This window comes from Ruegeria sp. CDSA020 (genome assembly GCF_059612345.1).
The window spans coordinates 280,496-292,293 of record NZ_JBXWQK010000003.1; the positions used below are offsets into that span (position 1 = coordinate 280,496).

An 11,798-nucleotide genomic window follows, 5' to 3' on the forward strand; every position below is an offset into this window, starting at 1 on the left:
TAACAACCGTTCCCGGAGCCGCCAAGTGATTCACGCGACAGTCTTTTAAGCGCGACGGTTAATCATAACCGTGCCGAGAAGGGTGTCGGTCAGGCCCTGGCCGCGCGCGCCGGTTAGCATCATGATGACTGAAATGATTTGCAGCACCGGAAATGCCATGCTGACAAAATAACCGGCTGTGTGTGCGACCGCTTTACCTGTGTCCATTCGTTCACCAAAAGCGTCGCGCAGTTCGACCCCCATGAAACGCATACCCAGAGTGGCAGAGCCGTTGGCGATTGTGACGACGCGATAGACAAAACTGACCACCGCATAAATCAGGGCGAGTATCAGTACGCCTAGCCCGAGGGTCAGGACGATGGCGACGGTACAAAGCAGCGAAATAAAGGCGATATCGAACAGCCAGGCCAGGAACCGTTTGGTCGTGACGGACTGGTAAAACTCGGGCTGTCGGTTCGGGTCTGGCAAGGAGTGCATACGGGTCATTCCGGTAGATGTTTCAAGTACCCTGTCCCGATTGTCGGAACAGGGCAAGGTCGATCAGGCGTTATCGCCGGTTTCATCGCTTTCGCGGTTCTCGCGGACGCGTTCATCCATGAACTGGTCGAATTCGGCCTTGTCTTTCGCTTCGCGCAGACGATGCAGGAACGCTTCGAATTCCTGTTGCTCACGCTCCAGCCGAGCCAGAGTATCGGACTTGTAGGCGTCGAATGCGCTGTTGCCCGAGGGTTTCATTGCGCTCATGTGGCTGTGCCAGGATTTGCGACGGCTGCAGGATTTGTTGAACATACGTTTGCTCCAGATCATGTAGGCCAGAAGGGCCAGGCCAAGGGGCCAGAAAAAGATAAAGCCAAGGACCATGGCAGCGATCCAGGCCCCTTTGCCTTTATCGTCAAGCCAGGCCTCTGCGCGGCTGAGCCATCCCGGGTTTTCAGGGACGGCGTGTTCGGTCAATGCGGTCATTGGTGCTCTCCGGGTTAGATGTAAATTGTTTTCACATTGAATAGATGGGGGCACCAAACCCAGTTACAAGAGGTTAATGTGAAAATGATTTACATTTCTGAATTTCGGATGGTTGACCTGACATCTGAACAAGCGCAATTTCAGTCTAACGCACCACGGTTTCTTTCAAACATTGGCTGGGTTGTCTGCTGCGGCGCTGTTTTGAGTTAAGCGCCAAATTGTTGCAATGTCGGGTCAGATATTTGGCCAGAGAAATACTGAAACCACGTCATCGGAGATGAAATGACAGGACTTCTTGCCGTCAACCGTGTACCGCGCGCCTTTGATCCTTCACTTGGTTACGAAGCGCGCGATGCAGTGGGTGGCATTACACCTGAGCAGGGGGAACTGATCGCAGGGGCTGCGGGCTCCAGCCCCTATCTCAAAGGCCTGATTGATCTGGAAGCCGACTGGCTACCGCAAGCTTTGGCGCAACCGGACGCGATGCTTGCATCCGTTATGGAAACCGCAAGGGCCTTGCCTGCGGATCAACTCAGGCCGGGGCTGAGGCAGGCCAAGAGGCGTTTGGCGCTGTTGACCGCCCTGGCGGATCTGGCAGGGGCGTGGCCGTTGGAAAAAGTTACAGGGGCACTAACCGATTTCGGGGCCATGGTAGCGGATGTTGCCGCCAAGGCCGAGATTGCAACCTTGATCCGGCGAGGTAAATTGCCTGGGATGACCGAAGATGATGTCGCCTCTGCCGCGGGGATGATCATATTGGCCATGGGCAAGATGGGTGCGCATGAGTTGAACTACAGCTCTGATATCGACCTGATCGTTTTGTTTGACGAAACGCGCTATGATCCGGACGATTTCTATGAAGCGCGGCAAGGGATGGTCCGGGCGACACGGAATTTCTGCGCCACACTCAGTGACAAGACAGCGGATGGATATGTATTTCGCACGGATCTAAGGCTGCGGCCTGACCCTGCGGTGACGCCAGTTTGTCTGGCTGCGGAAGCTGCCGAACGGTACTATGAAAGTCTGGGCCGCACTTGGGAGCGCGCCGCATATATCAAAGCGCGTCCCTGCGCTGGCGATATCGCTGCGGGGCAGCGTTTCCTGGATACGCTCCGCCCCTTCATCTGGCGAAGGCATCTGGACTTCGCGGCTATTCAGGATGCCCATGACATGCGCTTGCGTATCCGCGAAAACAAAGGGACAGGCGGTGCGCTGACCATTCCGGGTCATGATATGAAACTAGGGCAAGGCGGGATACGTGAGATCGAATTCTTCACTCAGACCCGACAGTTGATTGCCGGAGGTCGCGATACGGACCTGCGCGTGCGTGGTACTGTTCCGGGTTTGGCGGCTTTGGCCGGCAAAGGGTGGGTGCCCGAGGACGTGGCTGAAAAGCTCACCGATCACTACCGCGCGCATCGCGAAGTCGAACACCGCATTCAGATGATCCATGATGCGCAGACCCATAAGATTCCGCAATCCTCGGACGGGATTGAGCGGATTGCATGCCTGATGGGGATTGATAGCGCCGATCTGACTGCGGATCTGAAACGGCGGCTGACCGAGGTTCATGAGTTGACCGAAGGTTTTTTCGCCCCCGGCCCGACAGCCCGTGCACCTTTGCCAGAAGTTGAATTTGACGAAAGCATATTGGCGCGCTGGACGACCTACCCATCACTGCGTTCTCAGCGCGGGGCGCGGATTTTCGAACGGCTGAAACCCGAGCTGCTGACGCGTCTTGCCAAAACCGCCCAACCGGATGAGGCGCTGCTGGCACTGGACGGGTTCCTTCGCGGGTTGCCTGCGGGCGTGCAGCTGTTTTCTCTGTTCGAGGCCAACCCGCAGCTTATCGACCTGCTTGTCGATATAGTAGGCACGTCGCATGCATTGGCCGCGCATTTGTCGCACAACGCCTCGGTCTTTGATGCGGTGATTGGCGGCAGCTTCTTTGACGACTGGCCGGGCCAAGCCGTGCTCCAGGACGAACTGGAACAAGAGCTGTCGCAGGAACAAGACTACGAAAGCCAACTGGATCTGGCGCGGCGCTGGTGCAAGGAATGGCATTTCCGGATCGGCGTTCACCATCTGCGCGGGTTGATCGACGGCGCGCAGGCGGGCCGGCAATATGCTGAACTGGCTAGCGCGGTGATCGCTGCGATCCTGCCATGTGTTGTGGACCAGTTCACTAGCAAACACGGGCCCGCACCTGGTCGCGGTGCCGCTGTGCTGGGCATGGGATCCCTAGGGGCAGGGCGGATCAACTCGCAATCTGACCTGGATATGATCGTGATCTACGACCCGCTGGATCAGGACATGTCCGAGGGCCCACGGCCTCTTGCCACGCGGACCTACTATGCCCGGTTCACGCAGGCACTGATCACGGCGCTGTCGGCCCCGATGTCGCAGGGGCGACTTTATGAGGTCGACATGCGGCTGCGCCCCTCGGGCAATCAGGGGCCGGTGGCAACCAGTTGGGCCAGCTTCACGAACTATCAGCAGAATGAGGCCTGGGTGTGGGAACACCTTGCCCTGACGCGCGCAAACCCCGTCGCCGGTGAGCCCTCACTGGCCGGCGATATCGAGAGCTTTCGAACAGAGCTTGTTTCGCGCTCCCGCGATCAGGCGCAGGTTTTGCGCGAAGTTGCCGAAATGCGCGCGCGTCTGGCAGCCGCGAAAACCCCCGCCGGTATTTGGGATGCCAAGAATGGGGCCGGGCGCATGATGGACATAGAGCTGATGGCCGAAACAGGCTCTTTACTGTCCGGTGTTGCAAAGCGCGATGTACATGCCGGGTTGGACGGTGCAGTCGCAGCCGCGCTTTTGGATGTCGCTCAGGCGCAAACGTTGAAGGATTGCTACGATCTATGCTGGTCTGTGCAATGCGCAGCTCGGCTGTTGTCAGGTAAGGTTATCGAGGCCGATAAAATCGGAGAGGGCGGTTCCGCCTTCCTGTGTCGGGCCACCGGGTATGAGCAGGTAGAACAGTTGCAGGCCGCGTTGCAGGAAAGCTACGATATCGCCGCCGATATTATCGGCCGCGTGATTCAGGAGGATAAAGATGCCGCGCAATGACGATCCGAACGATCACAAAGGCCTGATCCGCGAGGCCTATCGCATCGATGGCATCACATTGCCCGAATGTCGCAGTATCTTTCTGGACTGGGCGTTAAGCCTTCCGGAGGGGTGTGATCAGAGGCAAGCCCTGTCTGACCTGCACGCCATCTATGCCAAAGATGAGGTCGATCACCCAATGACACAGGTGCTGACCGAAGGGTTGCAATCTGCTCAGGCGCCGAAACGGCGCGGTGGTTGGCGGTCTCGCAACCGCTAGGGCTTTCCCCTCGGCGCGTTCGCGACTATGAGGTCGCCATGACCCAAACTGCAGTCCGTCCCCGTATCCGCCTGAAACCCAAAGCCAATGCGCGCGGCCTGCGCCATGGCTTCCCGTGGGTCTATGCCAATGACATTGTCACCGACCGTCGCACGCGCAAAATCCCTGCTGGCGCGCTGGCCGTGCTCGAGGATGAAAATCGCGCGCCGATCGCGTTGGTGGCGGTCAATCCTGAATCGAAAATCATGTGCCGTGTGCTGGACCGCGATCCTGACGCCGAGCTGACGGCTGATTGGTTCGAAACCCGTCTGCGCCGCGCGCTTGATATGCGCGAACGCCTGTTTGACTCGCCCTTTTACCGCCTGATCCATGCCGAGGCGGATGGCTTTCCGGGTGTCATCATCGACCGGTTCGGTGAGGCCTGTGTGATCCAGCCCAACGCTGCCTGGGCCGAGGCGCATCTGGATATGTTGACCGACGCGCTGATCGCTGTGACCGGCGTGACGACCGTGCTGAAAAACGCCTCGGGCCGGACACGCGGTCTGGAAGGGTTGGATGATGTCAACCTGACCTTGCGCGGCACTGTCCCGGATGCGCCTTTGCCCGTGTTGATGAACGGTGCAACCTATATGGCGGATTTGGCGGGCGGTCAGAAAACCGGCCTGTTCTATGACCAACGCCCCAATCACGCCTTTGCTGCGCAGCTGGTTCAACCCAAGGCACAGGTACTGGATGTCTTCAGCCATGTCGGAGGGTTCGGGTTGGCGATGCTGGCGGGTGGCGCCGGACAGGCGCTGTCGGTCGATGGGTCGGCCGCGGCATTGGAGTTGGCCGCAAAAGGGGCCGAGGCTTCTGGCTTTGCCGATCAATTCGACACGCGCCAAGGCGATGCCTTTGATGTGTTGGCTCAGTTGAACGACGAAGGCGCTAAATTTGACGTCGTTATCTGTGATCCTCCCGCCTTTGCACCATCAAGGCAGGCGCTGGATGCAGGGCTGCGGGCCTATGAACGCATTGCGCGATTGGCCGCTACACTGGTCAAGCCGGGCGGATATCTGGGCTTATGCTCTTGCTCGCACGCTGCTGATCTGGGCCGCTTCCGCGACGCCTCATCCCGTGGCATCGGGCGCGCCGGGCGCTCAGCCCAACTGATCCATACGGGCTTTGCCGGGCCCGATCACCCGCAACTGCCGCAGCTGGCTGAAAGCGGTTACCTCAAGGCCGTGTTCTACCGGTTATGAAGGCTGTACTCGATACCTGCGTCATCTACCCCACGGTGATGCGAGAGATGCTGTTGGGCACCGCCCGGCTGGGCCATTTCACCCCTATATGGTCGGCGCGCATCCTCGAAGAATGGGCCCGCGCCGCACGCAAGCTGGGCCCCGAAGGCGAGGCACAGGCCCGTGCCGAGATTGCCCTGACGCAGGTCAAATGGCCCAAGGCAGAACGCCCAGCCAATGACGGTCTGCAGGCTCGACTCTGGCTGCCGGACGCCGCTGATATCCACGTTTTGGCCACTGCAGTAGCCGCGTCAGCGGATACCATCGTCACGGTCAACGCCAAGGATTTCCCCAGAAATATTCTTGCAGAAGAAGGGCTTGAGCGGCGTGACCCTGACAGTCTGCTGTATGGTTTCTGGTATAACGACCCGCAAGGGCTGGACCAGCTTGCACAGCAGGTACTGGCCGAAGCAAACCGCCTGTCAGGCGATACATGGACTTTGCGTGGATTGATGAAAAAAGCCCGCCTGCCGCGTCTGGGTAAAGCGCTCGCCAGCTAAGTGGGATCCCTGCTTCATCTGGCTAAAATTACCTCGGAGAGCGCGAGAGGCTGGCCTCTCGCCGCCGAGCCTCAGCCACGCGCCCAACGCTGCTCAAGCACTTCCAGCGCCGCAATCCGCTCATCCGTTTTGGGATGGCTCATCAACCAGGCGGGTACAACGCCCGCGCGTTGCTGCGTCAAATCCTCAAGTTTGTGAAACAGAGACTTTTGCGGGCCGATGCCGATTCCGGCTTTGGTTAGCAGGGCGGCGGCATATTCATCTGCTTCATATTCATCCCCACGTGACAGGCGCGACGCCAAAAGCGCAGTCAGCGCGTTTGCAATCATCGCACCGATGAATGGGATGAACCGGCTCAGAAGCAGCATCAAGGCTGTCCGCAACGCATTCTGTCCAGAAAAATCAATCATCCGTCGCCGTGCATGACCCAAGGCCACATGCCCCAGTTCATGTGCGATGACGCTCGCCATCTCTTCGGCGGAAACCTCGCCATTGAGGAACTTGCGATAAAACCCGCGTGTGATGAATATTCGTCCATCCGGCGCCGCAAGCCCGTTCACCGGGTCGATTTCATATATATAGACCGGAACCCTCTCGATCCCCAGCGCCGCCGCCAGCCGGTCAGTCATACGCTTGAGGGCGGGATCGGCCAGTTCGGTCGATTTCAGGTCAAGCTCGCGATGAGTGCGCCAGACCGAGATCCGGTACATCACCACGGCATACAGAACCGCCAGAAGAATCGGAGTAATTCGGAGCATGGTTCTGATATGGGGATAAGCAGACACAAGGGCAAGGCATCAGCGTTTCCGTGGGCCTGAAAGGTCTCCAAGCTACCATGACGCAGTGGAAACTGGGTTCATTAGGATTCTAGCTGTTGAAAAACGCCGCCTGCCGCCTTATCCGCACGGGAACTCGTCGGAGAACACACAATGTCCAACAATGACCACGAAGCCCGTCACCTGGAAACGCTTGACCGCGACCTTAGACGCTTTTCTCGGCTAGAAGTGGCAACCTCCCAGGTGGGTCGCCCATTTGTCGGGTCTGGCATCGCGCTTTCTTTTATCGTTGTCGCAGGTCTTGTGGCAGCCTTCCTGTTCGGACAAGGCAACAACACGCTGATCGTAGTTCTTGCGGCAATGTTTGGGGCATATATGGCGCTGAATATCGGGGCCAATGATGTTGCCAACAATATGGGACCGGCGGTCGGGGCCAATGCGTTGACCATGGGGGGCGCCATCGCGATTGCTGCCATATTCGAAAGTGCCGGCGCGCTGATCGCTGGAGGTGACGTTGTTTCCACGATCGCGAAGGGCATTATCGCTCCTGAAAGCATGGGAACGCAGACTGTATTCATCTGGGCGATGATGGCGGCTTTGTTGTCTTCGGCGCTTTGGGTCAACCTGGCGACCTGGGTCGGAGCGCCTGTGTCCACGACCCACTCGGTTGTCGGAGGCGTCATGGGGGCGGGGATCGCCGCAGCCGGTTTTGGCGCAGTGAGCTGGGGGACGATGAGCAAGATCGCGGCCAGCTGGGTTATCTCGCCGATGCTTGGCGGTCTGGTCGCCGCAGGATTTCTCTGGTTCATCAAGTCGCGGATTATCTATCAGGACGACAAGATCGCAGCGGCCCGAAAATGGGTGCCGATGCTGGTTGGTATCATGGCAGCGGCTTTTGCCAGCTATCTGGCGCTGAAGGGGCTCAAGAAGATCGTCAAAATCGACCTCGGCACGGCTTTGTTGATCGGGGCCGCCTGTGGTGGGCTGGTCTGGGCCGTGATGATTCCGGTTATTCGGCATCAATCCGAAGGTCTGGAGAACCGCAATAAATCCCTCAAAGTATTGTTCGGCATCCCTCTGATCGTATCCGCCGCATTGCTGAGCTTTGCCCATGGGGCCAATGATGTGGCCAATGCCGTTGGGCCTTTGGCGGCCATCGTGCAAGCCTCTGCCTCGGGTGATTTCACCCAGGCGATTAGTATTCCCTATTGGGTCATGATCATCGGCGCCTTTGGCATTTCGTTTGGCCTGTTCCTGTTTGGGCCAAAACTGATCCGAATGGTTGGCAGCCAAATAACCAAACTTAACCCGATGCGTGCCTATTGCGTTGCGCTGTCCGCAGCCATCACCGTTATCGTGGCCAGTTGGCTGGGTCTTCCCGTAAGCTCGACCCATATTGCAGTGGGTGCCGTCTTTGGCGTCGGCTTCTTCCGGGAATGGGATGCTGAAAGACGGCTGCGTAAAGCCCGCATTACAGTGCCTGAGCGGACGGTTTTGGCACCGGAAGAACGCCGCCGGCGCAAGCTGGTGCGCCGCTCGCACTTTATGACGATTATTGCAGCCTGGATTATTACCGTGCCCGCGGCGGCTGTGTTGTCGGGTGTTCTGTTTCTGGGCATTCAGGCCATCGCCGGGTAATCCCGGCCTCGGCAGAACCTGATCCGCGGGCTGGCGTTATCGCGTCAGCTCACGCATTCCTTTTTCCAGCCCGGCCAGAGTCATCGGCACCATCCGATCCTGAAAAATCTCGCGGATCATTCCGATTGAGTGGGTATATTCCCAATACTTCTCAGGCACTGGGTTGATCCACAGGTTCGATGCCCATTGGTCGCGCGCCCGCTGCAGCCAGATCTGGCCAGCCTCCTGGTTCCAATGTTCATTGGCACCGCCGGGATAGGCGACCTCGTAAGGGCTCATCGAGGCGTCGCCGACGAAGATGCATTTGTAATCGGGACCATAGGTGCGCAGAACCTCATGGGTCTGCGTCTGCTGGTCCCAGCGGCGGATGTTGTCACGCCAGACACCTTCGTACAGGCAGTTGTGGAAGTAGTAATATTCCAGATGTTTGAATTCGGTTCTTGCGGCCGAGAACAGCTCTTCCACCACTTTGATATGTGGGTCCATTGAGCCTCCGACGTCCAGAAACAACAGCACCTTGACGGCATTGTGCCGTTCGGGCCGGGTTTTGACGTCTAGATATCCATGCTCGGCTGTGGCGCGGATGGTGCCGTCCAGATCAAGCTCTTCCGCCGCACCCTCGCGGGCCCAGCGGCGCAGGCGCTTCAACGCGACCTTGATGTTGCGCGTGCCCAGCTCGACCGTGTCGTCTAGGTTCTTGAATTCACGCTTGTCCCAAACCTTGACCGCGCGCTGATGACGGCTTTCCTTCTGGCCGATCCGCACACCTTCCGGGTTGTACCCGTAGGCTCCGAAGGGCGACGTTCCGGCCGTACCGATCCACTTGTTGCCACCTTGGTGGCGGCCTTGTTGATCCTTGAGCCGCTCTTTCAGCGTCTCCATCAGCTTGTCGAACCCGCCAAGGGCCTCGATCTCGGCTTTTTCCTCTTCGCTGAGGTGCTTTTCCGCCATCTTCGCCAGCCATTCGGCAGGGATGTCGACGGCTTCGAGGACCTGTTCGAACCCGATCTGTTCCAGCCCTTCAAAGCTGGCGGCAAAAGCGCGGTCGAACTTGTCGATATTGCGTTCGTCCTTCACCATCGACACGCGGGCGAGGTAATAGAACGCCTCGACATCATAGGTTGCCAGCCCCTTTTTCATACCCTCCAGAAAGGTCAGATATTCCCGCAGGGATACGGGGATACCGGCTTTGCGAAGGTTTTCGAAAAAGGGAACAAACATGGGCTACACCACAAAGCGAACCAGAACCAAGGACAGAATGAGCCCGACCAGCGCAAAGGCGATTCCATATCCGGCTGCATATTGCGCGATATCGGCGCCGCTGCCGTTGCGTTTGCGCGCGGTCAGCGCCCCAAGGAGCGCACCCAGCACCGCCAGTCCCAGAACCACTATCATGCGTTAATCGCCCCCGTTAATTGACCTGTCCTTCTGCGACGTCCTGCATAAGCGACCGGGCCACTACATCCGAGCCAAAGCCGTATCGTGCCCATCTCAGACTGTCCAGTCTGACGGAACGTGCCTCTGTGGAACGGCCGACTTCATTCAGGACCTCGGCTTTCAGCAACAACAACGTTGCAAGCTGCGAGGCGTTCTCGGCCCGTGTCATCACGTTGATAGCGTCGTCGATTTCGGGTAGGAACTCTGGCCCATTGCCCTGCGAAAGCGCAAAGGCGCCCAGTTGGGTCGTGATGTAGGATTGATGCAATTCGGTGCCCGGTGTAGCGCGCAGAAACTGCAGGGCAATATCATATTGGCGCAAGGCTTCATGCGGATCATCGAACTGTTCCATTCGGCCCATCAGGTAATGAGGGTAAGCGCGCCGGTGATCGGTCCAACCTTGTTCCTTGCCAATTCGGGCTGCCTTGCGGGCCTGCCTCATGCGCGATTGCTGGCTGCGATTGGATTGCAAGGATTTCTGAATTGCTGAAATCCAGGCTCGTGGAGTTTCCGACATGGGCTGTACCGGCACCGCATCACCGCGCGGATTCAGACGCGAGAGAATTTCGGGTATGGCCGTTTCGACCTGTTCACGTGTCATACCGCTGTGCAGTTGGGATGAATATGCGGCCTTCAGGATCAACATGTCGAACCCGGTCAGAACCGTGTGGATATTGTCATCGTTGAATACCGAGTCCGGAAGGCGATACAGGTCATTCAGCGGGCCAAGCGCCTGTGCGATCTCTTCGTGCAGGCAGTCACGTTTTTCCTGCGGACTTGCATCGGCGGGAATGAAGATGCCCAGTCGCTGACGGCTGCTCAGTTTGGTCCAGCTGCTTTTCTGTTTGAACCGATCCCGGCGGTACTCCTCAAGGCTTGAGGCATTGGGCACCACGAAACATGCTGCCTGAGGCAGGATGGCCTGAATCTCTTTTTGACTGACCGCCGCGATCGTGATGTTGGCCTGACCGTCCTTGATCTGTTTGATGTCTATCCCGGCCTCGGTGCGCAGACGGGTCAGCAGGCGGCCCAGGTCCTTTTGAAGCGAGGGCGTCGCAGCCCCGGTCAACCGCACCGTGATCGGGGTTTCGAACCGCGTAAAAACAGGCAGTTCCGTACCCCCTTCCAGTGCGAAATGCAGAGAGATGAAATCCGCTGCCATGTTCTCATTCGACCGCGCCGGAGGCGAGGGGTATGCACGCGTAAAGGACTTGGCAGGGGGCAGGGGTGGTTCGACGTCCACAATCACGGATGGGCTTTCGGCAGGCTCAATCGTGGTACATGCGGTCAGGACAAAGCTGATCAAGATTGCGACCCATCGCATCATGGGCGCTGATACTTGATGAAAGGTGTCTGTTTGCCAATCCTGTCATAGAGCTTTCGCGCGGTATGGTTGAAATCCTGCGTCAGCCAATAGACAGACGGTGCACCTTGCCGGTCCGCTTCGTCGTAAACGGCCTGAATCAAAGCGCGACCGACCCCCATGCCGCGCGCCTCGGGGCGGGCGAATAGATCCTGCAAGTAGCACACGCTTTCTTCCTTCCAGGCATGGCGGTGGAACAGAAAGTGGGTCAAACCCACAAGCCCTCCGTCTGCCTGCGCGACGAAACAAGAAAAATCGTTCGGATCAACCCCCAGCAGTCGCGAGAATGTGCTGTCATAGACGGAATCCGGAACCGTGGTTTCATAAAACGCCAGATAATCCCGCCACATATCCGCCCAGTCCTCGCGATCAGTCGGATGCAAGGCTCGAATTGTTACTGTTTCTGGCATTGCTGAGTCCCGTTGGGTCTGATGGTAAATTGCCCGGACAAGCCGGGCAACCTGAGACCAATGCTTGCATCCGAGACTTGCTAAGGCAAGCGGCGATCAC

12 protein-coding genes are annotated in these 11,798 nt (G+C 58.2%); 5 read left to right on the plus strand and 7 right to left on the minus strand.

Translation table 11 applies throughout. The features are described from left to right. Positions 1-45: 45 nt before the first annotated feature. Both AC2FJW_RS06825 and AC2FJW_RS06830 read right to left on the minus strand, forming a co-directional pair. The gene (locus tag AC2FJW_RS06825; protein WP_142635100.1) at positions 46-477 is read right to left on the minus strand and encodes an RDD family protein; all 432 of its coding nucleotides are present in this window, start codon (positions 475-477) and stop codon (positions 46-48) included. A 63-nt stretch (positions 478-540) separates the two neighbouring features. After that, entirely contained in the window at positions 541-963 is a 423-nt protein-coding gene (locus AC2FJW_RS06830) for a DUF2852 domain-containing protein (protein ID WP_496749580.1), read from the minus strand. A 282-nt stretch (positions 964-1,245) separates the two neighbouring features. On the opposite strand from AC2FJW_RS06830, the gene AC2FJW_RS06835 reads away from it, so the two are divergent. Genes AC2FJW_RS06835 through AC2FJW_RS06850 form a run of 4 tightly spaced genes read left to right on the plus strand, consistent with a single transcriptional unit; the run spans position 1,246 to position 6,074 of the window. Further along, complete coding sequence (locus AC2FJW_RS06835; protein WP_496749581.1) at positions 1,246-4,035, plus strand: [protein-PII] uridylyltransferase family protein; 2,790 nt, start codon at positions 1,246-1,248, stop codon at positions 4,033-4,035. Then, the gene (locus AC2FJW_RS06840; protein WP_496749582.1) at positions 4,022-4,294 is read left to right on the plus strand and encodes a hypothetical protein; all 273 of its coding nucleotides are present in this window, start codon (positions 4,022-4,024) and stop codon (positions 4,292-4,294) included. The genes AC2FJW_RS06835 and AC2FJW_RS06840 overlap by 14 nt, the downstream gene beginning before the upstream one ends. A 38-nt stretch (positions 4,295-4,332) precedes the next feature. Further along, positions 4,333-5,535, plus strand: a complete 1,203-nt coding sequence (locus AC2FJW_RS06845) for an RSP_2647 family RNA methyltransferase (RefSeq protein WP_496749584.1) — start codon at positions 4,333-4,335, stop codon at positions 5,533-5,535. After that, positions 5,532-6,074: an RSP_2648 family PIN domain-containing protein gene (locus AC2FJW_RS06850; RefSeq protein WP_496695740.1), complete on the plus strand. Its 543-nt coding sequence runs from the start codon at positions 5,532-5,534 to the stop codon at positions 6,072-6,074. Before AC2FJW_RS06845 ends, AC2FJW_RS06850 begins: the two co-directional genes overlap by 4 nt. Positions 6,075-6,145: 71 nt before the next feature. Here AC2FJW_RS06850 and AC2FJW_RS06855 read toward each other — a convergent pair whose 3' ends face one another. Continuing rightward, a complete protein-coding gene (locus tag AC2FJW_RS06855) occupies positions 6,146-6,832 on the minus strand; it encodes a M48 family metallopeptidase (RefSeq protein WP_142633315.1) in 687 nt (228 codons plus the stop codon). Between the two features lie 171 nt (positions 6,833-7,003). On the opposite strand from AC2FJW_RS06855, the gene AC2FJW_RS06860 reads away from it, so the two are divergent. Continuing rightward, complete coding sequence (locus tag AC2FJW_RS06860; protein WP_496749585.1) at positions 7,004-8,488, plus strand: inorganic phosphate transporter; 1,485 nt, start codon at positions 7,004-7,006, stop codon at positions 8,486-8,488. Positions 8,489-8,524: 36 nt separating this feature from the next. On the opposite strand, the gene AC2FJW_RS06865 is transcribed toward AC2FJW_RS06860, so the two are convergent. The 4 genes from AC2FJW_RS06865 to AC2FJW_RS06880 are packed head-to-tail and all read right to left on the minus strand — an operon-like array spanning position 8,525 to position 11,698. Further along, positions 8,525-9,709 (minus strand): vWA domain-containing protein, encoded by a 1,185-nt coding sequence (locus AC2FJW_RS06865; RefSeq protein ID WP_496749587.1) that lies wholly within the window; start codon positions 9,707-9,709, stop codon positions 8,525-8,527. A gap of 3 nt (positions 9,710-9,712) precedes the next feature. Then, the gene (locus tag AC2FJW_RS06870) at positions 9,713-9,883 is read right to left on the minus strand and encodes a hypothetical protein (protein WP_185956603.1); all 171 of its coding nucleotides are present in this window, start codon (positions 9,881-9,883) and stop codon (positions 9,713-9,715) included. 16 nt (positions 9,884-9,899) lie between these two features. Continuing rightward, a complete protein-coding gene (locus tag AC2FJW_RS06875; protein WP_496749588.1) occupies positions 9,900-11,252 on the minus strand; it encodes a DUF2927 domain-containing protein in 1,353 nt (450 codons plus the stop codon). Beyond that, positions 11,249-11,698: a GNAT family N-acetyltransferase gene (locus AC2FJW_RS06880; RefSeq protein ID WP_496691100.1), complete on the minus strand. Its 450-nt coding sequence runs from the start codon at positions 11,696-11,698 to the stop codon at positions 11,249-11,251. Before AC2FJW_RS06880 ends, AC2FJW_RS06875 begins: the two co-directional genes overlap by 4 nt. Positions 11,699-11,798 lie beyond the last annotated feature (100 nt).

Bases quoted from the DNA above. Each gene is read 5' to 3' on its own strand.
- AC2FJW_RS06825 (WP_142635100.1), bottom strand. From the start codon at position 477: ATGCACTCCTTGCCAGACCCGAACCGACAGCCCGAGTTTTACCAGTCC.
- AC2FJW_RS06830 (WP_496749580.1), bottom strand. From the start codon at position 963: ATGACCGCATTGACCGAACACGCCGTCCCTGAAAACCCGGGATGGCTC.
- AC2FJW_RS06835 (WP_496749581.1), top strand. From the start codon at position 1,246: ATGACAGGACTTCTTGCCGTCAACCGTGTACCGCGCGCCTTTGATCCT.
- AC2FJW_RS06840 (WP_496749582.1), top strand. From the start codon at position 4,022: ATGCCGCGCAATGACGATCCGAACGATCACAAAGGCCTGATCCGCGAG.
- AC2FJW_RS06845 (WP_496749584.1), top strand. From the start codon at position 4,333: ATGACCCAAACTGCAGTCCGTCCCCGTATCCGCCTGAAACCCAAAGCC.
- AC2FJW_RS06850 (WP_496695740.1), top strand. From the start codon at position 5,532: ATGAAGGCTGTACTCGATACCTGCGTCATCTACCCCACGGTGATGCGA.
- AC2FJW_RS06855 (WP_142633315.1), bottom strand. From the start codon at position 6,832: ATGCTCCGAATTACTCCGATTCTTCTGGCGGTTCTGTATGCCGTGGTG.
- AC2FJW_RS06860 (WP_496749585.1), top strand. From the start codon at position 7,004: ATGTCCAACAATGACCACGAAGCCCGTCACCTGGAAACGCTTGACCGC.
- AC2FJW_RS06865 (WP_496749587.1), bottom strand. From the start codon at position 9,709: ATGTTTGTTCCCTTTTTCGAAAACCTTCGCAAAGCCGGTATCCCCGTA.
- AC2FJW_RS06870 (WP_185956603.1), bottom strand. From the start codon at position 9,883: ATGATAGTGGTTCTGGGACTGGCGGTGCTGGGTGCGCTCCTTGGGGCG.
- AC2FJW_RS06875 (WP_496749588.1), bottom strand. From the start codon at position 11,252: ATGATGCGATGGGTCGCAATCTTGATCAGCTTTGTCCTGACCGCATGT.
- AC2FJW_RS06880 (WP_496691100.1), bottom strand. From the start codon at position 11,698: ATGCCAGAAACAGTAACAATTCGAGCCTTGCATCCGACTGATCGCGAG.